The 20,926-nt window shown below is 65.3% G+C and carries 19 protein-coding genes; 11 read left to right on the top strand and 8 right to left on the bottom strand.

Going from position 1 to position 20,926, the window contains the following annotated elements; genetic code table 11:
• Nucleotides 1-30 precede the first annotated feature (30 nt).
• Nucleotides 31-315, bottom strand: coding sequence for a DUF2782 domain-containing protein (locus EZ304_RS10920; protein ID WP_005411628.1), 285 nt, complete (start codon nt 313-315; stop codon nt 31-33).
• A 98-nt stretch (nt 316-413) separates the two neighbouring features.
• On the opposite strand from EZ304_RS10920, the gene polA reads away from it, so the two are divergent.
• Both polA and EZ304_RS10910 read left to right on the top strand, forming a co-directional pair.
• Nucleotides 414-3,188, top strand: coding sequence for a DNA polymerase I (gene polA, locus EZ304_RS10915; protein WP_142807057.1), 2,775 nt, complete (start codon nt 414-416; stop codon nt 3,186-3,188).
• 328 nt (nt 3,189-3,516) lie between these two features.
• Nucleotides 3,517-3,996: a DUF421 domain-containing protein gene (locus tag EZ304_RS10910; RefSeq protein ID WP_032129193.1), complete on the top strand. Its 480-nt coding sequence runs from the start codon at nt 3,517-3,519 to the stop codon at nt 3,994-3,996.
• A 57-nt stretch (nt 3,997-4,053) separates the two neighbouring features.
• On the opposite strand, the gene EZ304_RS10905 is transcribed toward EZ304_RS10910, so the two are convergent.
• From EZ304_RS10905 to EZ304_RS10875, 7 genes are all read right to left on the bottom strand, one after another.
• Complete coding sequence (locus EZ304_RS10905; RefSeq protein WP_142807056.1) at nt 4,054-5,574, bottom strand: hypothetical protein; 1,521 nt, start codon at nt 5,572-5,574, stop codon at nt 4,054-4,056.
• A gap of 96 nt (nt 5,575-5,670) precedes the next feature.
• Nucleotides 5,671-6,567, bottom strand: a complete 897-nt coding sequence (gene hemF / locus EZ304_RS10900; RefSeq protein ID WP_142807055.1) for an oxygen-dependent coproporphyrinogen oxidase — start codon at nt 6,565-6,567, stop codon at nt 5,671-5,673.
• Between the two features lie 54 nt (nt 6,568-6,621).
• A complete protein-coding gene (locus EZ304_RS10895) occupies nt 6,622-8,238 on the bottom strand; it encodes a hypothetical protein (protein WP_142807054.1) in 1,617 nt (538 codons plus the stop codon).
• 37 nt (nt 8,239-8,275) lie between these two features.
• Nucleotides 8,276-9,397 carry a hypothetical protein gene (locus tag EZ304_RS10890; protein WP_142807053.1) on the bottom strand — a complete coding sequence of 374 codons (1,122 nt, stop codon included), beginning with the start codon at nt 9,395-9,397 and terminating at the stop codon, nt 8,276-8,278.
• A gap of 35 nt (nt 9,398-9,432) precedes the next feature.
• Complete coding sequence (locus EZ304_RS10885; protein ID WP_099551776.1) at nt 9,433-9,990, bottom strand: hypothetical protein; 558 nt, start codon at nt 9,988-9,990, stop codon at nt 9,433-9,435.
• Nucleotides 9,991-10,020: 30 nt separating this feature from the next.
• Nucleotides 10,021-10,440 (bottom strand): NUDIX hydrolase, encoded by a 420-nt coding sequence (locus EZ304_RS10880; RefSeq protein ID WP_142807052.1) that lies wholly within the window; start codon nt 10,438-10,440, stop codon nt 10,021-10,023.
• Nucleotides 10,437-12,806 carry a S9 family peptidase gene (locus tag EZ304_RS10875; RefSeq protein ID WP_142807051.1) on the bottom strand — a complete coding sequence of 790 codons (2,370 nt, stop codon included), beginning with the start codon at nt 12,804-12,806 and terminating at the stop codon, nt 10,437-10,439. Before EZ304_RS10875 ends, EZ304_RS10880 begins: the two co-directional genes overlap by 4 nt.
• A 167-nt stretch (nt 12,807-12,973) precedes the next feature.
• Between EZ304_RS10875 and EZ304_RS10870 the strand changes: the two genes are divergently transcribed.
• The 9 genes from EZ304_RS10870 (at nt 12,974) to EZ304_RS10830 (ending at nt 20,925) form a co-directional block, all read left to right on the top strand.
• On the top strand, nt 12,974-13,303 hold the full coding sequence (locus EZ304_RS10870) for a hypothetical protein (protein WP_142807050.1): 330 nt from the start codon (nt 12,974-12,976) through the stop codon (nt 13,301-13,303).
• Nucleotides 13,304-13,340: 37 nt separating this feature from the next.
• Nucleotides 13,341-13,994 carry an RNA polymerase sigma factor gene (locus tag EZ304_RS10865; protein WP_099551772.1) on the top strand — a complete coding sequence of 218 codons (654 nt, stop codon included), beginning with the start codon at nt 13,341-13,343 and terminating at the stop codon, nt 13,992-13,994.
• A complete protein-coding gene (locus EZ304_RS10860) occupies nt 13,991-14,206 on the top strand; it encodes a hypothetical protein (RefSeq protein WP_142807049.1) in 216 nt (71 codons plus the stop codon). The genes EZ304_RS10865 and EZ304_RS10860 overlap by 4 nt, the downstream gene beginning before the upstream one ends.
• Nucleotides 14,207-14,473: 267 nt before the next feature.
• Nucleotides 14,474-14,785, top strand: coding sequence for a hypothetical protein (locus EZ304_RS10855; protein ID WP_142807048.1), 312 nt, complete (start codon nt 14,474-14,476; stop codon nt 14,783-14,785).
• A gap of 53 nt (nt 14,786-14,838) precedes the next feature.
• Nucleotides 14,839-16,050 carry a hypothetical protein gene (locus EZ304_RS10850; protein ID WP_142807047.1) on the top strand — a complete coding sequence of 404 codons (1,212 nt, stop codon included), beginning with the start codon at nt 14,839-14,841 and terminating at the stop codon, nt 16,048-16,050.
• Nucleotides 16,047-16,865 (top strand): hypothetical protein, encoded by an 819-nt coding sequence (locus tag EZ304_RS10845; protein WP_142807046.1) that lies wholly within the window; start codon nt 16,047-16,049, stop codon nt 16,863-16,865. Before EZ304_RS10850 ends, EZ304_RS10845 begins: the two co-directional genes overlap by 4 nt.
• Before the next feature lie 33 nt (nt 16,866-16,898).
• Nucleotides 16,899-18,197 (top strand): ABC transporter permease, encoded by a 1,299-nt coding sequence (locus EZ304_RS10840; protein ID WP_142807045.1) that lies wholly within the window; start codon nt 16,899-16,901, stop codon nt 18,195-18,197.
• A gap of 1 nt (nt 18,198) precedes the next feature.
• Nucleotides 18,199-19,398, top strand: a complete 1,200-nt coding sequence (locus EZ304_RS10835; RefSeq protein WP_142807044.1) for an ABC transporter permease — start codon at nt 18,199-18,201, stop codon at nt 19,396-19,398.
• A gap of 129 nt (nt 19,399-19,527) precedes the next feature.
• Entirely contained in the window at nt 19,528-20,925 is a 1,398-nt protein-coding gene (locus tag EZ304_RS10830) for a cytochrome ubiquinol oxidase subunit I (protein ID WP_142807043.1), read from the top strand.
• Nucleotide 20,926 lies beyond the last annotated feature (1 nt).

The following is a 20,926-nucleotide window of genomic DNA, read 5'->3' as shown; positions in this document are numbered from 1 at the left end:
GCCACTCCGCCCGGTTCGATGCCGGTCACCTCACCAGCTGTACAGCTTCCAGTACACCGGCGACACGCCGTCCTTGTCGTTGTCGAAACGGCCATCGCCGTTCTTGTCGTACATGTAGAACGGGGCGCCGCGCGACGGGGTCACCTTGACCATGCGCAGCTGGCCGGACACGCGGTATTCCTCGATGACATCGCCGTTGTCCATGGTGCGCTTGGACACATCCGCGCCCTTGACGTCCACCGGGGGAGCGCCCGCGCCACCCATGCTGGCGCAGCCAGCGAGCAGGAGCAGGGAAGCCAGCATCAGGGTCTTCATCGGCGGGGGCCTTTGCCTGGAATGAGCCTTGATTATGCCCCATCGCCGGGCACCTGCCGTGTCGCCGCGGTGCAGGCACGGGCGCGTAGAATCGACCCATGAGCAGATTAGTCCTGATCGACGGGTCCAGTTACCTGTACCGCGCGTTCCACGCGCTGCCGCCCCTGTCCAATGCACAGGGCGAACCCACCGGCGCGCTGTTCGGCGTGGTCAACATGCTGCGCTCGACACTGAAGGAGCGCCCGGCCTACGTGGCGTTCGTGGTCGATGCGCCAGGCAAGACCTTCCGCGATGACCTGTACGACCAGTACAAGGCCAACCGCCCGCCGATGCCCGATGAACTGCGCAGCCAGGTCGAGCCGATGTGCCGCATCGTCGAAGCACTGGGCATCAGCATCCTGCGCATTCCCGGCGTGGAAGCCGACGATGTGATCGGCACGCTGGCCCTGCAGGGCGTGGCGCAGGACCTGAAGGTGACCATTTCCACCGGCGACAAGGACTTCGCCCAGCTGGTGCGCCCGGGCATCGAGCTGGTCAACACCATGACTGGCAGCCGCATGGATTCGGACGCCGCGGTGATGGAGAAGTTCGGCGTGCGCGCCGACCAGATCATCGACCTGCTGGCGCTGATGGGCGACACCGTCGACAACGTGCCGGGCGTGGAGAAGTGCGGGCCGAAGACCGCCGCCAAGTGGCTGGCCGAGTACCAGCACCTGGACGGCGTGATGGCCGCTGCGCCGACCATGAAGGGCAAGATCGGCGAGAACCTGCGCGCGGCGCTGGAGCGCCTGCCGCTGAACCGCGAACTGGTGACCATCCGCACCGATGTGGAGCTGGATGCCAGCCCGACCACGCTGGCCCTGCGCGAGCAGGACGTGCCGGAGCTGACCGAGCTGTATGCGCGCTACGGCTTCACCCAGGCGCTGAAGGAGCTGGGTGCGCCGCTGCCGGCGCCGACGGCCGCCAGCGAAGCGACGCCGAGCCTGCGCGGTACCGCGGCTGGCTTTGCCCGCGGCAGCGCCGAGGCGCCGGCCGCCGGCACGCTGGATCCGGCGCTGGCGGTACCGGGTGACTACGAGACCGTGTTGACCACCGAACAGCTGCAGGCCTGGGTTGAGCACCTGCAGCAGGCGGACCTGATCAGTTTCGATACCGAGACAGACGCGCTGGACGCGATGCGCGCGCGCCTGGTCGGTGTCAGCCTGGCGGTCGAGCCGGGCAAGGCCGCCTACATCCCGGTTGGTCACGACTATCCTGGCGCACCGGCGCAGCTGCCGCTGCAGCAGGTGCTGGATGCACTGCGCCCGGCGCTGCAGGACCCAGCGAAGAAGAAGCTGGGCCAGCACGGCAAGTACGACCTGCACGTGCTGCGCCGCCATGGCGTGGAGGTGCAGGGCTACCACGACGACACCATGCTTGAGAGCTTCGTGCTCAACTCCACCGCCACCCGCCACGACATGGATTCACTGGCCCTGCGTTACCTGGGCTACAACACCATCAAGTTCGAGAACGTGGCCGGCAAGGGCGCCAAGCAGATTCCGTTCTCGCAGGTGGGCATCGACGAAGCCAGCCGCTATGCGGCCGAGGACGCCGACATCACCCTGCGCCTGCACCACGCGCTGCAGCCGCAGCTGCTGGCCGAGCCGGCGCTGGACAGCGTGTACCGCGACATCGAGATGCCGCTGGTGCCGGTGCTGACCACGATCGAAGCCAACGGCGTGCGGATCGACACCGACGAACTGCGCCGGCAGAGCCAGGACCTGTCCTCGCGCATGCTGGCCGCGCAGCAGAAGGCCACCGAACTGGCCGGGCGCAGCTTCAACCTGGATTCGCCCAAGCAGCTGCAGGCGGTGCTGTTCGATGAGTTGAAGCTGCCGGCGGTGGTGAAGACCCCCAAAGGCCAGCCCAGCACCAATGAAGAGGCGCTGGAGGCGATTGCCGACCAGCACGAGCTGCCGCGGGTGATCCTCGACTACCGCGGCCTGGCCAAGCTGCGCAGCACCTACACCGACAAGCTGCCGGAGATGGTCAACCCGGACACCGGCCGCGTGCATACCAGCTACCACCAGTCCGGTGCCGCCACCGGGCGCCTGTCCTCGTCGGACCCGAACCTGCAGAACATCCCGATCCGCACCGAGGATGGCCGTCGCATCCGCCGCGCGTTCATCGCCCCGGACGGCTTCCAGCTGCTGGCCGCCGACTACTCCCAGATCGAGCTGCGGATCATGGCCCACCTGTCCGGGGACCCGGGCCTGGTGCGTGCCTTCGAGCAGGGCGCCGACGTGCACCGTGCCACCGCCGCCGAGGTGTTCGGGCGTACGCTGGAGGAAGTGACCCCGAACGAGCGCCGCGCTGCCAAGGCGATCAACTTCGGCCTGATGTACGGCATGAGCGCCTTCGGCCTGGCCCGCAACCTGGGCATCGACCGGGGCCAGGCGCAGGACTACGTGGCGCTGTACTTCAGCCGCTACCCGGGCGTGCGCGACTTCATGGAGCGGATGCGCCAGCAGGCCCGCGACCAGGGCTATGTGGAAACCCTGTTCGGCCGCCGCCTGTACCTGAACGACATTCATGCACGTAACCAGGGCCTGCGCGCCGGTGCCGAACGTGCCGCGATCAACGCACCGATGCAGGGGACGGCGGCGGACATCATCAAGCGGGCGATGGTGGACGTGGATCAGTGGCTGCGTGACAGCGGCGCACCGGCGCGGATGATCCTGCAGGTGCACGATGAACTGGTGTTCGAAACCGAAAGCAGTTTCGTCGAGGAGTTGCGTTTGCAGGTGGTCGAGCGCATGTCGCAAGCGGCCAAACTGCGGGTGCCGCTGGTGGTCGATACCGGCATCGGCAACAACTGGGACGAAGCGCACTGAGGGGGGTTCAGGCCGAAAACGACGTGAATTCGTTCATTCGCCAAAGGTTTCTGACTCGAGCATGAATGTTGCCCTGAGCGAGGTTCATTAAATTGGGTCCCTTCACGAACCGTTAGTGTTCGGAGTGCTTCTATAACTCTCGACAGGCGCAACGCCTGTTGTGGATCTCTCCCATCCCCTGGAGCAGATCTCGGAACGGGGACTCCTCCCCAAGTGCCCGTTCCCCGGCCCCGTTGACCTCCCCCTGGTCAGCGGGGCTTTTTATTTGTGCCGTTGCCAGACGCCATGGCCTGCGCCACGCTGGGCCACCGCTCCGCAGGGGAAGACAATGCCCGACCTGTTCGCACTGGCAATGCCGTGGTGGGAGTTCATCCTGCGCGCGGTGGTGGTCTACGTGGTGGTGCTGGGCATGGTCCGGCTCAGCGGAAAACGTCCGCTGGGGCAGATCACGCCCTTCGACGTGCTGCTGGTGGTGTTGCTGGGCAACGCGGTACAGAACGCACTACTGGGTACCGACACCTCCCTGGGGGGCGGCCTGTTGCTGGCGGCGACCCTGATCCTGCTCAACTACGGGGTGGGCTGGGTGAGTACCCGCAGCCGGCGGATCGAGCGTCTGGTGGAAGGAGAACCCGTGGTGATCGCGCGGGATGGGCGCCTGTTCGACGCCGTTCTGCGCCGCGAGCAGGTCACCCGTGCCGATTTCGAGGCCGCCATGCGCCAGCAGGGCTGCCTGGGCGTGGAGGATGTCGAGCTGGCCCTGCTGGAGATCAACGGGCACATCACGATCATCCCCAGGAAGAGCACCTGACCCTGTAGCCGAGCCCATGCTCGGCTGCCTTGCGCCCGGCTCCATGGGTGCCGGGCGTCAGGGGGTGGCTTCGGCCTTCAGCGCCGGCCAGTTGCGGGTGGCGTCCACATCACAGGCCACGTGCGTGCCCTTGCCATCCTTCGCGCAGATCGCCGCCATGGCCTGCGGGATCTTCGGGTCTGCGGTGTGCGAATACACCGCTGCCAATGCCAGGCACCCTTCGCGCACGCCCGCGCCGCACAGCGTCTCGAAGTAGGGCAGCGACGCGGCCCATTTTTCGGACTCGAACAGCGCTTCGCCGGCCACCTTGCAGCCGAGCAGCTTGCCATCGGTGCAGCAGGCCTTTGCGCCGTCCTTGCGGGCCAGGGTCGGGCAATCCAGCGGCAGCGGGATCTCCACGAAGGCCACCGGCGGCGTGCAGGTGGCATTGCCTGTGGCGGGCTTGCGCTCGTAATAGGCAAAGCGGTTGCCGCCGTCGACGCTGGCCAGGTTTCCGTTCTTCAGCGGCTGCAGTACGAAGTCGCTGCCGACATCGCGACGGATGAAGATGCGGCCGTCCTGCAGGCGCGCGCGCAGGCGCTGGTCGCGGCCCTCGGCCTCAACCAGGCCGCCATCGAGGAAGCGCAGCTGCGAGAGCACGCTGTACCCGGCTTCAAAGCTGCCACAGGGCAGCGCGGTGGCCGGCACCGGGGCCAGTGCAGCGGCCGGTGCAGCGGCCAGGCTGGCAAGTGCCTGGGCGCGGCCGCAGGCCACGCCGTCCACGCGCTGCGCGCACGACAGCTGCAGCGCTTCGTGGGCCTGCGAAAGGCGCCCGCCGCTCCACAGCACCTCGGCAACGTCGGCGCAGAAGGTCTCGCCGTGCTGCTGCCGGCACAGTGCGGCCAGCTCATCGAGCTGCGCGGGCAGCAACGCAGGCTCGACCGAATGCTGCAGCCCGAGCAGCGACTTGCCGATCATCTCCAGGCCGATCACCTCGGCGATCGCCCGGCAGCCCTCGGCGTTGAAGGACGCGGAATCCTCCTTGCAGATCTCCGGCTTCGGCGGCTCGGCCCGTGCAGGCGCCGGGGCTGCGTCCTTGGCCTGCTGCTGGTAGGTCTCCAGCAGTCGCATGCAGGCTGCGCCCACGCCCTCGGCACACCAGGCGTGCAGTTTCACGGGTGCGGCCTCGGGCAGCGCCTCCAGGCACTCGGAGGTGTTCATCACGCAACCGTCCTCGACGGGCTCCGGCATCGTCTTGCAGGCGGCGGCGTGCTCGCGGGTGAACTCGCGATAGGGCGTGCTGATCGTGCGGTCGTTGTCCGAGAAGTACCAGTTTTCCAGCTGGCCCGTGGACAGGTTGCCGGTACCGAGCACGTCTTCCTGGCGGGCGATGCGCAGCTCCTCGGTGGCCTGGTGGGGGCCGGACAGGAAGCCGTGGCCGTCGCTCTCCAGGGTCAGCGTGGTGTTGCCGCTGCTGTCCTTGTAGGTGCCGCAGGCCATCGACTGCGCGGCGGCCGGCAGGCTGGCCGAGGCCAATGCAAGCAACAGCAGGGCTCGCCAGCCCGCAGCGCGGGGGCGGAGAGAAACAGCAGCAGGCATGGGGTCATCCTTGAGGGAAGTGGGGCAGGGCCTGTCCGGCGCGGGGCGCACCACAGGCAGGAGAAAGTGCCACGCGTCAGGCGTGGCGCCGGAAGATCAGAGCCAGTCGCGCGGCACCAGATAGTCGGCCAGGCGCGCCTCGGCGCTGCCCGCTTCCGGACTGAAGCCGTACTCCCAGCGCACCCGCGGCGGCAGGCTCATGAGGATGCTTTCGCTGCGTCCACCGCTCTGCAGACCGAACAGCGTGCCGCGGTCATAGACCAGGTTGAACTCCACATAGCGGCCGCGACGGTACAGCTGGAACTCGCGTTCGCGCTCTCCATAGGCGGCGTTCTTGCGCTGCTGCACGATCGGCAGGTAGGCATCGAGGAAGCCATCACCGACCGCGCGCAGGTAATCGAAATCGTGCTCGAAGTCGCCGTGCAGGTCGTCGAAGAACAGACCGCCGACACCGCGCGTTTCATTGCGGTGGCGCAGGAAGAAGTACTCGTCGCACCAGCGCTTGTGTGCGGCATAGCGTTCTTCGCCGAACGGCGTGCACAGGTCGCGCGCAACCCGGTGCCAGTGCTGCACGTCCTCGTCGAACGGATAGAACGGGGTCAGGTCGAAGCCGCCGCCGAACCAGCTGGCCACCACTTCGCCGTCGCGCTGTGCCTGGAAGAAGCGCACGTTGGCATGGGTGGTCGGCACGTAGGGGTTGAGCGGGTGGAACACCAGCGACACGCCGGTGGCGCGCCAGGAGGCGCCGGCCAGTTCCGGGCGGTTGGCCGAAGCCGACGGCGGCAGGCGGCTGCCGGACACATCGGAAAAGCCGATACCGGCCTGCTCGAACACTGCACCATCGCGCAGCACGCGGGTGCGCCCGCCACCGCCCTCGGCCCGCTGCCACAGGTCTTCCTGGAAGCGGGCATGGCCATCGACGGCCTCGATCGCCGCACAGATGCGGTCCTGCAGGTCGGTGAGGTAGGCGCGCACGCGCTCGAATTCGTTCATGGCGCGTACTTTACCGCAGGGCCCGCCCGAAGCTGCGGACAGGCCCTGGCGGGCTCAGCGCTTGCGGTTGGAATTGCGTGGCGCCGGAGCGTCGTCCACGGTCGCCCCGTCAACCGCCTTCTGCAGGGCACCGCCCAGTGTGATCAGCTCCCAGTTCTGGGTTCCGAGCACGTCGCAGGCCACATGCAGGCCGCTGCGGTCGGCCTTGCACAGCTGCTCCAGGAGTGCTCGTGCGCTCACTTCGGCACCGTTGCCCTGCGCGGTGACCAGGTTCTCGCACCCTTCGCGGACGCCGGCACGGCAGACCGTGGTGTAGTGCTCGACGGCCTGCATCCAGTTTCCGGACAGCGCGAGACGGTTGCCAAGAATGTTGCAGCCCTGCAGCTTGCCCTGCGCGCAGCAGGCTTCGGCTCCGTCCTCGTTGGCCAGCGCCAGCGGGCAGTCCTGTGGCAGTGGCAGCACCTTGAACTGCTTCGGTGCACTGCACCGGGTCGGGCCCTCCCCGGTCGGGGCGAACACCTGGAAGCGGGTCCAGTTATCCAGGCCCAGCAACTGGCCGCCGGGCAGCGGGCGCAGCACGAAGTCGCCGTCCCGGTCGTGGCGGATGCGGATGTCGCCTTTTTCGACGCGCGCGCGAAGATGGCTGCTCCAGCCCACACCGACCAGACCGGCGTCACCGAAATCCAGCGTGTCCATCAGGCCGCCGTCGGACCGGTAATTGCCGCAGGGCAGGACCGTTGCCGGCAGCGGTTGCAGCGATGCACCCACCGCCTGCAGCGCCGGAAGGCGGCCGCAGGTGGCGGTGTCATTGCCGGGGGGGCAGGCCGCAGCCAGGGCCTGCACCGCCTGCTGGGGGTCTCCCGCCTCCCAGGACAGCTCAGCCACGCGGGTGCAGAAGCCGCCGTGCGGTACTTCGCGGCACAGCCGCAACAGCTGTTGCCGCCGCTCAGCCGGAATGATCACCGGCACGGTCGGCGCCGTCATCGTCACCATGGCTTCGGTCATGGCTGCCGTCATCGCCGCCTTGACCAGCTGCTCCTGCACTGCGGGATCGGCCTCGAGTGCGGCGGCACACGCCGGAGTTCCCTGTTCGAAGCCACCGTCGTCACAGGCGGCGGGGAGCTTGATGCCGGACAGGGCGGCGTCCAGCGCTGCCTTTGCTAGGGCGGGATCGGCCTCGACCGTGGGTTTGGCCTCCTCGTGCCAACGATCAGCCAGTTGCAGGCACATACCGGGCACGCCTTCCCGGCACCCTGCTTCCAGCGCGGCCGGGCTCGTTTCACGACGGTTGTCCAGGCACGCCGCCGCGTCGGCCAGGCAGCTGCCTTCAGTTGGCGTGGCTGCTGCGGCGCACTGTGCGGGGGCCTGCAGGAGGTAGACCGTGCCATCCACCTCGACCGTGCGGCCACGATCGCGCACCTGCAGCGCGCTGGGCAGGCCGTACTCCAGGTTCACCAGTTGCAGCTTTCCGTCGATCTGCTGGAACGCGACCGGAGACGGCGCACTGCCGAAGTGCTTCTGCTCGCCGCGGTTCGGTGAGCTGATGCGCAGCGTGCCGCTGCCTTCGTCGGCCTTGAACAGGCCGCATTGCGGTGACTGTGCGGCGGCCATCGGCGCGGCCAGCAGCAGCGCCCAGGCCAGCCAGGGGCGGCGCGGTGCGGGTGAATGCATGTCGTCTCCTTGACGATCGAACGGGAAACTCCAGGCGCTACGGCGAACCATCGCTCTCGCGCGGGGGCGTGCATTGTGCCGTGCCGGGTACGGGCTGGTAACGCTGGTAGCCGGTCTGCGCATCCATGCCAAGCAGGTCGCCATTGCCGAGCCGGCGCAGCACACGGGTTTCGCTGTTCTGCTGCAGATGGATGGCACCGTCATGCAGGCGGGCCCGGCTGCCATCGCCGAAGTCGAGCATGTCGATCACGCCATCGGCGGCCTGGTAGCGGCCGCACGGCACCTGTTGGGCCGGAACCAGGCGCAGGTCAGCACCGAGTGCCTGCAACGGCGCGGTACGTTGGCAGGCACTGATGCGGCCTGAGTCGCAGACCACCTGCAGCGCCTGCACCGCCAACGCAGGGTCCCGTGCGATCAACTGCTGTTCGGCCACTTCGGTGCAGAAGCGGCCATTGCGATGCTGCAGGCACAGCTGCTGCAGATGATTGCGTGCAGCGGCCGGAAGCGGAGATTCCAGCGTGTCTTCGTCTTCTCTTTGCAGGCGTTCACCCACCAACTGCATCGCGGCAGCCAGCGCATCGTCAGTCAGCGCTTCGCAGGCCTGCAGGTCATGCCCGGGTGTGTGTTCGCGGCAGACAGGCGGGCGTTCGAAGCGCACGGCCTCGGTGTCATCGCTTCCGCCCGCAGCTACGCGATCGCGCAGTTGCCGCAGCAGTGAAGAGCAGCCCGCGCCAACGCCTTCGCTGCACGCGCGCTGGGCGTGGCCGGGTGAGGCCGTGGGCAGCCGCGCAATGCAGTGGCTGCCGGCGGCGCGACAGCTGCCGTCCATCGCGCTGGGCTCGACGGCGCAGGCACGGGATTGGCGCAGGGTGTAGACCACGACGCCCTCGTCCTCGATGCGCTGGCCATCGGCACTGATCCGGATCGGCTCCGCCACGCCATCGTCGAGCATGACCAGGCGCGTCTGCGCCGCACTGCGATCAACCCACAGCGGCTGCGGCTCGCTGCCGTCGTCGTGGCGGTAGCCGGTGCTGGGGGTGGTGAACACCAGCGCCATGTCGCCATCGGTGCTGCGGTATTCGCCGCAGTGCAACGCGCCGGCGGCAACAGGCAGCGCGGCGAACAGCAGCAGTGCGGGGAGAAGGCTCAGCAAGCGCATGCGACGGTCCTTGTCGTGCGGAAAATGGATGTTGCTCAGTGGAAGCGCAAGCGGATGTCCGGCCGCAGCAGGCGCCAGGCCAGCCAGCCCTGCAGGCCGAGGAACAGGACCGACGTGCCGAGCAGGGTGAAGGTCATCATCCAGCGCCGCGGCTGCAGCGATTGCTCCATGCCCGGATCGTCGGCGAGCAGCACGATCACGTCGCGCATGAACACGTCCAGCCACCACGTGATCGCGAAATTGGCCAGCGCGCTCAACAGCAGCATCACCACAAAGCTCCACAGGCCCCAGCGGCGCTCGCGCAGCAGGCCCCAGCTGGCCACGGCCGAGGCCAGGCAGAGCAATGCAGCGATCATCGAGGCACCCACCGGGTGCGCCAGCAGCCAGGTCAGGCTGTGCACCTGCCGATGCTGTGCTTCATCGGCCAGCAGTTGCCAGAGTGGAACGTCGTGCAGCGGCCACACCAGCAGCCCCTGCAGTACGAAGTAGCCGGTCAGCAGCGCGGACAGCCAGAAGGAGGCCTGGACCAGTGGTCGAATCCACGCATGGTAGGGCGAGGGCTGCAATGAGGGCGGCGGGAGCGGCACTGACATCCGGTGTCCTTGCAATCGGTGCCCGCGCGGTCAGCGGGCCGTCACCCGTGTGGCGACGGCCGGCAGGATATGGTGTTCGCTCAACGGTGCCAAGGGCTGGCCGTGCGGCGGCTGCAGCGGCACCCAGGCCAGTTCGGCGATCTCGGCACGCGCCTGTGGCGCGCCGTCCACCCGCACCCACCACGCCTGTGCCTGCACGCGATGGCCGGGCTCGTTCACCGCCCAGTCCTCGAACGTGCCCAGCGCGATGGCGGTTTCGGCGCACAGCTGCACACCGAGTTCTTCGTCCAGTTCGCGGGCCAGCGCCTGCAGCGGCGCCTCACCGGGTTCGGGCTTGCCGCCCGGCTGGATGAAGCGGCTGGCGCCGTGCTTGCGCACCACCAGCGCCCGGCCGCGGTCATCCAGGATGACCGCAGCCACGATGCGGATCGTGGCTGCGGCGTTGCTCACTTCAGGTTCTGCTCGAACAGCTTGAGGATGCGCTTGTACTGGTCCAGCCAGGAATCGGCGCGCACATAGCCGTGGCGCTCCAGCGGGTACGGTGCGATCGACCAGTTGTCCTTGTGCAGTTCGATCAGGCGCTGGGTCAGGTTCACCGAGTCCTGGAAGAACACGTTGTCATCCATCATGCCGTGGGCGATCAGCAGGTTGTCCTGCAGGTTCTGCGCGTACTCGATCGGCGAGGACACGCGGTACGCCTCCGGATCGATGTCCGGGGTGTTGAGGATGTTGCTGGTGTAGCCGTGGTTGTACTGGTGCCAGTCGACCACCGGGCGCAGCGCGGCGCCGGCCTTGAAGGTGCCCGGCGAGCGGAACAGCGCCATGAAGGTCATGAAGCCGCCGTAGGAACCGCCGTAGATGCCGGCGTGGTCGCGGTCACCCTGCTGGGTGTCGACCAGCCAGTCCAGGCCGTCCTTGTAGTCTTCCAGTTCCGGGTGGCCCATGTTGCGATAGATCGCCGTACGCCAGTCGCGGCCGTAGCCCTCGCTGCCGCGGTAATCCATGTCCAGCACGATGTAGCCCTTCTGCACCAGCAGGTTGTGGAACATCTGCTCGCGGAAGTAGGCCGGGTAGCGCTGGTGCACGTTCTGCAGGTAGCCGGCGCCGTGCACGAACATCACGATCGGGTACTTCTTCCCCGGTTCCTTGTTTTCCGGCTCGTAGTACTTGGCCCAGACCACGCCGGCACCGTGCTTGGACGGTACCGCCACCAGCTTCGGCTGGATCCACTGGCGTGCCTTGTAGTCGGCGGTGCGGGTGTCGGTCAGTACGCGCGCCTGGCCACCGGCACTGGGCAGCACGGCCAGCTGCGGCGGCAGGCAGGCACCGGAGTAGCGCACCAGCAGCTGCTGGCCGTCCGGCGACAGTGAGAAGTCTTCCACGCCGTTCAGGCTGGTCAGCTCGCGCACCTGGCGGCTGCCGGTATCGACCGCGCAGACTTCATAGTCATGCGGGGCCTGCTGGTTGCACAGGAAGTAGAAGCCCTTGCCATCGGCCGACGGTACCGGCGCCGAGGTTTCCCACTTGCCGCTGGTCAGCGCCTGCGGCTTTGCGGTGCCGGCCTGGGTGTACAGGTGCGAGAAGCCGGATTCCTCGGACAGCAGCCACAGCGTGCGGCCATCGGCCATCCAGCCGAAATCGTTGAAGCCCCAGTTGATCCAGGCGTTGTCGGTCAGGCGGTGGCGGTTCTGCACGCGGCCGTCGGCAGCGTTGACGCTGATGATCCAGCGGTCCTTGTTGTCGTTGGCACGCAGCATCACTGCGGCCTGCTGGCCGTCGGCGCTCCAGCGGATGCCGCCGCCCATGAAGTCGCTCATCACCTGCACGCTGCGTTCGCCCTTCAGCGCGTCCTTGCCGGCCTTGCGGCGCAGTTCGGCCAGCGGGTCGGTGCTGATGCCCGGCAGGCCAGCCAGCGAGACCTTCTCGGCCTTGCCGGTGCGCACGTCCACGTACCACAGGGTGTGCGGTTCGAAGCCGTTGCGGCCGACGCGGGTGCGGGTGTCCTCGGTTTCCTCGTAGCCCGACTCGGTCACGTACAGCGGCATCTTGCCGCCGCGGCCATCATCGAAGTCCTTCGGCTTGGTCACCACGATCAGGTGGGTCAGGTCGGGCGACAGCACGCTGTCACCGATCTCCACGTCGGCGCCCAGATACACCGGGCCCGGTGCGCGGGTCGGGTCGGCCTGGCGCCAGCGCTGGTCCTGGTCCTTCAGGGCTTCGCGCTGGTCGCGGTCGCGGCGCAGGGTTTCCAGCGTGCGCAGCTGCTGGTCGCGCAGCACGTCGGCCTTCGGCGCCGTGCGCGGGTCCTTCTCGGCCTTCAGGCTGGCCACCTGCTGCACGCCGCTGGCGGCGGTCCAGTGGAACCAGTTCTGGCCGACGCGCCAGATCACGCCGTTGTCGGCGGCGAAGTTCACGTTGCCCGCGCGCTCGTTGCTGCGGGTCAGCTGGGTCAGCGCGCCACTGCGCAGGTCGCGCACGAACACATCGCCATTGCGGACGAAGGCGCTGCGGCTGCGGCTGCGGTCGTAGACCGGCTCGGCCACGTCCAGGGTGCCGCGCTGGTCATCGGCCACCTGCGCGGCCACGCCACCGGCCACCGGCTGGCGGAAGGTATCGCGCACCGGGCTGCCGTTGCGCTTGAGCTGGTACTCCACCTGCTGGCTGTTCCACGACCACCAGGCCTTCTCGACCGGCGGGCCGATCCAGTCCGGGTCGGCCATGGCCTGTTCGATGGTGATCGGCGTGGGCGCAGCATGCGCGGCCGGTGCGGCCAGCACGGCCGACAGCAGGAGGGACAGGGGCAGCACTCGGGACATGGGCGGACGGCACCGGAAGGGGAAACCGGGCAAGGGTAGCAGCCGTCCGGGCCCGGAGCAGGGGCCACAGGTCATGGCAGCGGAATCGGCAAAATGCTGCAACCGGTTGCCGTGGCCACGCATCCATTCTCCTGAACCCGCATCATCCACCGAACAGGAGCCCGACCATGCAGGAACTGATCCCGATCACCCTCTTCATCTGCATCGCCTACGCGATCCATGCCATTGCCGATGCCCGCGCGCGCAGCAAGCTGGTGGCCCCGCACGTGCCGGAGGAGGTGATCCGCTCGCTGGCGGTGCTGGAAGAGGAGCGCCGCCGCCAGGGCGCGCTGCGCTGGGGCATCAGCCTGGTCTGCCTGGCCTTGGCCATGGCCCTGCTGGAAGCCATCGGTGTCCGTGACCTGACCTTTGGTGCCGCTGCCGCGCTGGTCGGCAGTGCCGGCCTCGGCCAGCTGCTGGCCTGGCACTTCACCCGTCCTGCCGCACGCAAGGGCTGAGCCAGGACATGCCACGGGCACAGGGGGCGCCCCGCGGATGAGCCTGCTCGGCGAAGCGTTGTCGGCACTGCGGGGCCGTCGCCGCCACGATGCAGCGGCGACGGCAGCCCCCGCCGAACCGCTGGACGCGGACCAGGCCCTGGTGCGGGCCATCATCGATGGCTCGCAGTCGGCCTTCGCGCAGCTGGTGGAGACCCACCAGCGCACCTGCGCGCATGTGATCGGACGCATGGTGGGCGACCGCGACCAGGTCGCTGACCTGCTGCAGGAAACCTTCCTGGCCGTGTTCCGCCAGCTGCACCGGTTCCGTTTTGAATCCTCGCTGCGCACCTGGGTTTCCCGGGTCGCCTACACCACTGCACTGCAGCACCTGCGCCGGCGGCGGTTGGAGGCGCAATGGATGGTGGCGGTGGAGGTGCCGGAGGAACTGGGGATCGGCGATGAAGGCCCCGGACCGGCCGAGTTGAGCGAGGCGCTGCAGGCCGGTCGTCAGCTCGGCGCGGCACTGGAACGGCTGAGTGCACCGCAGCGCCTGATCGTCGGCCTGCACTACCTGGAGGATTTCGATCTGGCCGAGATCGAACAGGTGACCGGGCTGGCACGCGGTACCATCAAGAGCCACCTGCACCGCGCGCGCCAGGTCCTGAAGCAGGAACTGACGCGGCATGCCACCGCCGGAGAGCTGCTGTGAACCCACCGACCGACCCTCGCGATGCGGAAAAGCGCGCGCTGGTGCAGGCATTGCGTGAGCAGGCGCAGCAGGACGCAACACCGGATGTGAGCGAGGCGCTGCAGAAGCGCATTGCCGCTGAGTCGAGCGACAGTGGCGTGGGCTATGTGGTGGTGCAGGTGGTGTTGCTGGGAGCGTTGGTGGCGGGGGCTGTCTGGTACTTCTGGAATTAATCGATTGTCAGTCGTATCCGGCGTGAATTTTCCTCCGCCATTCCCAATGTCGCTGATTCGGAGAATCCCCTGCATCCGACGGATTGCGTCATCTCCAGACGCTACGAGAAGATCTCCGCACTGAGGATGGTTGCAAAGGAATCTGCTGCTATTGATGTCGATGACTCTGCTGGAAAAGTCTAAATCGTCAGCAATCGCTGACGCTGGCCAGGAGCCGCGCAAGCTCACGGCCATATCCAGCAGTATCAACTTCAAAGGAGCTGAATAATGTCGAAGATCTGCAAGTCCGTGCTTCTTCCTCCGGCACTCATTGCAATGCTTGGTCTATCCGGAATCGCATCTGCGTCGCAGGGAAGTGCGTCCAACGATCTCACGCAGATCCAGAACGCCTCTGTGCTGTACATTACTCTCGTCAGTGGGGCGGAGTTGCAAGAAGAAGCCGCCGACAACGAGATCGCGGGTGTTCAATGTACCAACTACTCAAGCGGTGGTACCCACTGCGGTCACTACTCGTCAGGTGATGCAGAAGAGCTCCAGTTTGCGCACGCAATTCCTGACGCCCAGAAGTTCAACGTCTAAGAACGCGGACGGTCGCCCATTGGGGGTGGCCGTCCGTCACCAAGGAGAGGTTGATGAGAACTTCCATAGAGGATCTCAGGAGAGCAATTGAAGATCCATGCAGAACGGTTGACGTTTGCTCGGTGCTGCTGGACGCATGGTTTGAAATGACTCCGCGTCGTTTGGGTGAGGCTCTTTCAAAATTCAGGGATGAGCGACTTGAGAATCAAGAGCGTGTTGAGAGTTTTGAAAGGACATTCAAGCAGTTGGATCCAGCGGCGAGAAGAAGGTTGCTTGGCTCCCCGTGGGTTTCCGGATTCATGGATGATCCAGGTGGAGCCTCCCATGAAGATACAGATGGAAGGCCTGTCACGACCATCGAAGCGCTTCATCTCGCCGCAATGGCGGAGTGTCCAGTTGCTCCCATCCATAACGAAATGGGCGAACGTCACCAAGGGGAGGGAGTTGAAAGCCCCCTTGGGGAGTGGGTGGTCAGGCGGCATGAATCCGGATTAGAGAAGGTCGAGCGCGCAAAGGTGGGAGGTGTGATCGCTCTGGACGTGGATAGTGGGCTGGCGCGTCGACACGAGCCAGAGAGCGGAACGTTCTGCAATCCATTCCTGAGCATCTCATCAGAAGAGCTTGCCGTAATCCAAGAGAAGCTGGAAGCAGCCATAAGGCTGGTGGACGAAGCCACTCCACATCTGGGTCTCCTGATTCGAACATTCACAAGGCGTGTGCTCGTGAGGAAGTCGATCGAGTGGGGTGATCAGGAGTCACCTCTGAATCTTGGATCCGAGTATCGGCCGATTCATGCAGGTTGTATCCGAATCCTCAATGTCCACAGGCCGGAAATGACTGTGGATATCTGTGCAGAGGCAATTCTGCATGAGTCCATCCACTCGTACCTCTCCGCCTATGAAGAGGTGCATGGGAAGTTCATGTCAGGTGCAATCAGAGTTCGCCCGGTTTCACCATGGTCAGGTAACTTCATCCCGAACCATTCACTGGCGCACGCGGTCTTTGTTTACTACGCCATCCATCATCTTCTCGGGAGGTTGGTTGGTCTCGGTGCTGGGATTGGAGAAGAAGCCGGGAGGAGAATGAAGCGACGACTGATGCACGTGGCAGGCGGATTTTTCATAGAACGGAAGATATCGACGCTATTCGTACTGGAGTCACCCGCCTCGCTGCAACTGATGACGGTCGTGGATGACATTCAGGAGGAGATCAGGGCCGAGTACAGCCAAAGAGTGCCAAGGGAAATGCTGGAGAGCGTGGCATGAAGATTCCAACCATTGTTATCCACTCCGATCCGGAAGACGTAGTCGCAGCCGTGCTGAGAAATGTTCAGGGTGTGAGTGTGATCCATCTGGATGAGCTGACTCGAAGTTGGTGCGTTCAGGAGGCTGAGATCATTGAACCTGTAGTGGAAGAATCGGTTCCTAGCATGCGGTCCGCCTACATCATCAACAGAGTCTTCGATCTCTCTTGCACCGAGATTGGAAAGCGTCTTCGTGCGTTCGGTCTGCATGAGAACTGGGCACACATGGCTTTGGGTTCGGTTCTGTCGCGAGCGCACGCACTTGCACACGGAATTGGCCCTCGCGGAGTGAGTAGATCACTTCTCCCCCTGAATGTGCAGTGGAAGCTTCTTTCCGAGCGTATCCAAGACATCAAAACGCCACGGTTCGCTTTTGGGTTCGGTCATCGAATGCCCGATATGTCGCATCTGGAAAAATTCGTACAGAAGTCAGTCTGGTCCTACTTCCGGTGGAATGGTGATTCTGATGTCGCAGAAGGGGAGCAGCAGTGGCATCCATTTTTCGTCGAACAGCCGCAAGGCATCCCAATCATATGTAGTTATCACGGAGAAGCGTTCGCACTGAGTTTCCCAAGGGGGCGACCCAAGGCGGATCTTGGGGCTTTTCCCGCTCTCGTATGCGCATGCCGGGAACTGTTCGACAGCAGGATGGGCGAGATCCTAGTGTACCAAGAGGACGAAAACCTGACCTTCTGCGCCTGCAGTCCATACATGGCTGGAGTAGGTGAGCTAAGAGAAAGAGAGCAACTTCTTCTACGTGGAGTTCCGTCGAGTTGAAGTTGAGGGCTCTGCAAGGGCCAAGGAGGGTAGGTGCATAGTTATTACATCAAGATGTCGTTGATTCGATTCAAGCAACGAATCGGCACTCATCTGACAATCGCTCTCATGCTGGGTGCAGGGGTAGGGATCACGACCGTGATGCTCTCCATTGTTCTCCAGGCATCGTCGGATCCCGCGCCAGGCCGGAGCTCGGCATTGTTCCGCCCGTACCTTGACGCGCGTCCAGATGCACTGCGCAGGGGTTCGCCGGATCCGGGCCAGGCACTGACCTGGCCAGACGCGAAGGTGCTTCTGAACCAGGGCCGGGCGTGGAAGCAGGCAGCAATGGCGGGGGGGGCGGTGACGCTCTCCCGGCCGGGAGAGTTCAGCGCAAGGCTGCGTGCGAGGTTCGCCACGTCTGAAGTCTTCAGTGTCCTTGGCATTGCCGTTGTTCAAGGGCGGGCATGGACCGCTGAGGAGGGGCATGCTGCGAGTCGGATAGTGGTCCTGTCGCGTGCGCTCGCCGAGCGCGAGTGTGCGCAGGACTGCGTTGGCCATCCGTTGGAACTGGGCAGACGCACCTATACCGTTGTGGGTGTCGCGGAGGATTGGCATCCGGTGCCGATGTTTCAGGGAGATCTCACACGCCGGCCGTTTGTGGAACCTGACGAGATCTACCTGCCGGTTGAAACCGCAATCGCAGACAAGCTGACTGTTGTGGACGGTACGGCGATCTGGGGGGGGGACCAGGACACGGATCTTGCAGGGGCAAACGTTTCATGGCTTCAACTTTGGGCGTGGCTGCCCACCGCAGATGATGTCGCCGCCTACCGCGCGAGTCTGAATGCCTATGCGCAGGCAAAGGGCCTTCGGATCGAACCAGGCACCCAGCAGGTGGCACTCTGGCCGTTGATGGATTGGCTGGACAGGCTGGGATTGGTTCCGGAGCGGGCCAGGATGCAGCTTCGGCTGTCACTGATCCTTCTCGGTGTGTGCATCGTCAACGCGGCGGCGCTGCTGAGCTTCAGCCTGGGGCGCCGTCGGCGGGAGCTCGCGATACGACGTGCACTGGGTGCGCGACGCCGGGACGTGTTCATCCAGCTCATGTGGGAATCCATCGCGGCAGGAGCCGCAAGCAGTGCGCTCGCTGTCGTCACCTATACGCTGGGAATCCGGTTGGTTGCTGCGGGAGACGTTCTGCCCAGCGCGATAACGGCGATGCATGCTGGGGCAATGCTGATGGCCGCTGGCCTGGGAGTCGTCACGACGTTGCTCTGTTCATTGGTCCCATCGTTTGAAATCTGCAGGGTCAGCTCCCTGTCGAGTGCCTTCGCGAAGGGGGCTGCCTGAAATGTTCGACTCGATGAGGGAGACCCGACGACACTTGGGAAGTGCCGCACTGCTTGCAGTCCAGGCAGCGCTTGCAGGCCTGGCATGTGCGTTCGCACTGCAATCCGCGCTGGACAGCTTCGCCAGATTGAACACCGGGAGCATCCGGGAGGCAGGGTCGATTGGTGTGGTCAGGGTCTCGGATGTCGAAGACGGCGCGGATGCAGCAGTGCTGCGGGCAGACCTGTCTGCGATCCGGCTGCCCGGTGTTCAGGACACGGTTGTGAGCGACGCTGTTCCGTTCGGGGGAAGAGCCCATCGATACGGCGTATGCACCAGTGAGTCAGCCATGGCGTACTCGATGAACGCGGGCACGACAGACGTAGCTGGATGTGATCGCATTCCCGTGGCAACTGCAAGCTCTGGCTTGCTGGCGATGTTGGGCGCGGGAATCGTCCTGGGACGGGATGCCACAGAGGACGACATGGCTGAAGGTGTTCCGGTAGTGCTGATCAGCGAAGCGCTGGCTGCTCGTCTGTTCGGAACGGAGAGTGCTGTTGGCCGGCACCTGTATTTCGGCCCCGGCAGCAGCCGGGTCATCGTGGGCGTATTTGCGTCTGTTGCTGGACCGGCACCAGGAGGCAATGAGCGGGACTCGCAGTGGGCGCTGCTTCCAGGCCTTCCCATGGGCGCCAGTCGCTATTATCTGGTGAAGTGGAGGTCGGAGGTTGATCGTTCTTCGCTTGATCGCATTGGCGATGCGCTGCAGCGCCCTTATCGGATCGTGAATCCAGCCGGTGTCGAGACGCTGGCGGGATATCGCGACGCCTACGTCAAAGCTGATCGCTTCGCTACGACCGTGCTCGCGGTCATGACGGCCGTTGTTCTCGGTGTGCTGATGGCCGGAGTTTCCGGAGTTGTAGGTGCATGGCTTGATCAGCGCCGGCACTCCATTGGGGTTCGACGGACATTGGGTGCTCGCGGATCCGTGATCTTTGCCGAAATCATGTTCGAGGTTTCAGTGTTCACCACGCTGGGTACCCTGCTCGGCGCGTTGTCGTTGCAGTGGGTAGGGTCGCCGCAGGACGGCATCACAGGTTCACCGTGGTTCTCGATATCGAGCGCTGTCGTGCTGGTGATGGCGGCCTGCTTGACCGCACTGGTACCCCGGGCCCTGCGAATCGCCAAGGAGCCGCCCTTGACCTTGCTGAAGCCCCTGTAGCCCATTCATCCTGTCACCCTGCTTCACCTGCGACAAAGTGAAGCAGCGCGTCACCCGGTCGCATCCCACCTTAACGAAATCCCCCTAAAGTGGTCCGGTATCCCACCGGTCACAGGCAGGAGGCGTCCCTTGGACGCGTTGTTGTTGTCCCGGATCCAGTTCGGATTCGTCATCAGTTTCCACGTGTTGTTCCCTGCCTTCACCATCGGTACGGCCAGCTGGCTGGCCTTCATCGAATGGCGCTGGCTGCGCACGAAGCTGCCCGTGTGGCGCGAGCTGTATTTCTTCTGGCAGAAGATCTTCGCGGTGTCGTTCGGCATGGGCGTGGTCAGCGGCATCGTCATGGCCTTCCAGTTCGGAACCAACTGGCCACGGCTGAGCGAGGTGGCCGGCACGGTCATCGGCCCGCTGCTGACCTATGAGGTGCTGACCGCGTTCTTCCTGGAAGCCAGTTTCCTCGGCGTGATGATGTTCGGCTGGGGCCGGGTCTCGCCGCGCCTGCACTTCTTCTCCACCTGCATGGTGGCGCTGGGCACGCTGTTCTCCACGTTCTGGATCCTGTCGTCCAACAGCTGGCTGCATACACCGGCCGACTACGAGATGGTCAACGGCATCGTGCATCCGGTGGACTGGTGGCAGGTGGTGTTCAACCCTTCGTTCCCCTATCGCCTGGCGCACATGGCGCTGGGCTCGTTCATCACCACCTGTTTCGTGATCGGTGGCGTGGGCGCGTGGTACCTGCGCAAGGGCACGCACGTGGAAGCGGGGCGTCGCATGCTGGTCGCGGCGGTGGCGTTCGCCGCACTGACCGTGCCGGTGCAGATCTTCGTCGGCGACATGCACGGCCTGAACACGCTCAAGCATCAGCCGATGAAGATCGCGGCGATGGAAGCGCATTGGCATGAAACCAGGGAAGGCGAGGGCGTGCCGCTGGTGGTGTTCGCGCTGCCGAACGAGAAGGAAGAGCGCAACGATTTCGAAGTTGCCATCCCGAAGCTGGGCAGCGTGATTCTCACCCACAGCCTGGACGGCACCTTCGATCCTCTTACCTCGGTGCCCGCCAGCGAGCGGCCGCCGGTGACGCCGGTGTTCTTCGCCTTCCGCATCATGGTTGGGCTGGGCACGCTGATGCTGCTGCTGGCCTGGGTGTCGGCCTTCCAGTTGTGGCGGAGGAAGCTGCTGGATTCGCCGTGGCTGCTGCGTGGCTGGAACTGGATGCTGCCCAGCGGTTTCATCGCGCTGCTGTCGGGTTGGTTCGTTACCGAGATGGGGCGCCAGCCGTGGGTGGTGTACGGCGTGCTGCGCACCGCTGATGCGGCGGGCCCGCAGAGCGCGTGGATGACGGCGCTGTCGCTGGGCGTCTATGTGGTCGGCTACGCGTTCGTGTTCGGCTGGGGCATCTGGTACCTGGTGAAGATCCTGCGCCATGGACCGCAGCCGTATGCCGAAGGGCCATCGCTGGACCACGGCAGCCACACCCCGGCACGCCCGCTGTCGGCCGCCGACGAACCGCTGGAGGAGCGCTGAC

Source organism: Stenotrophomonas maltophilia (assembly GCF_006974125.1).
Classification (GTDB): Bacteria; Pseudomonadota; Gammaproteobacteria; order Xanthomonadales; family Xanthomonadaceae; genus Stenotrophomonas; species Stenotrophomonas maltophilia_O.
This window is presented reverse-complemented; position numbering and strand designations above follow the sequence as displayed.

Bases quoted from the DNA above. Each gene is read 5' to 3' on its own strand.
- EZ304_RS10850 (WP_142807047.1), top strand. From the start codon at position 14,839: ATGAGAACTTCCATAGAGGATCTCAGGAGAGCAATTGAAGATCCATGC.
- EZ304_RS10885 (WP_099551776.1), bottom strand. From the start codon at position 9,990: ATGTCAGTGCCGCTCCCGCCGCCCTCATTGCAGCCCTCGCCCTACCAT.
- EZ304_RS10845 (WP_142807046.1), top strand. From the start codon at position 16,047: ATGAAGATTCCAACCATTGTTATCCACTCCGATCCGGAAGACGTAGTC.
- EZ304_RS10835 (WP_142807044.1), top strand. From the start codon at position 18,199: ATGTTCGACTCGATGAGGGAGACCCGACGACACTTGGGAAGTGCCGCA.
- EZ304_RS10870 (WP_142807050.1), top strand. From the start codon at position 12,974: ATGCAGGAACTGATCCCGATCACCCTCTTCATCTGCATCGCCTACGCG.
- EZ304_RS10855 (WP_142807048.1), top strand. From the start codon at position 14,474: ATGTCGAAGATCTGCAAGTCCGTGCTTCTTCCTCCGGCACTCATTGCA.
- EZ304_RS10890 (WP_142807053.1), bottom strand. From the start codon at position 9,397: ATGCGCTTGCTGAGCCTTCTCCCCGCACTGCTGCTGTTCGCCGCGCTG.
- EZ304_RS10920 (WP_005411628.1), bottom strand. From the start codon at position 315: ATGAAGACCCTGATGCTGGCTTCCCTGCTCCTGCTCGCTGGCTGCGCC.
- polA (WP_142807057.1), top strand. From the start codon at position 414: ATGAGCAGATTAGTCCTGATCGACGGGTCCAGTTACCTGTACCGCGCG.
- hemF (WP_142807055.1), bottom strand. From the start codon at position 6,567: ATGAACGAATTCGAGCGCGTGCGCGCCTACCTCACCGACCTGCAGGAC.
- EZ304_RS10875 (WP_142807051.1), bottom strand. From the start codon at position 12,806: ATGTCCCGAGTGCTGCCCCTGTCCCTCCTGCTGTCGGCCGTGCTGGCC.
- EZ304_RS10895 (WP_142807054.1), bottom strand. From the start codon at position 8,238: ATGCATTCACCCGCACCGCGCCGCCCCTGGCTGGCCTGGGCGCTGCTG.
- EZ304_RS10910 (WP_032129193.1), top strand. From the start codon at position 3,517: ATGCCCGACCTGTTCGCACTGGCAATGCCGTGGTGGGAGTTCATCCTG.
- EZ304_RS10905 (WP_142807056.1), bottom strand. From the start codon at position 5,574: ATGCCTGCTGCTGTTTCTCTCCGCCCCCGCGCTGCGGGCTGGCGAGCC.
- EZ304_RS10865 (WP_099551772.1), top strand. From the start codon at position 13,341: ATGAGCCTGCTCGGCGAAGCGTTGTCGGCACTGCGGGGCCGTCGCCGC.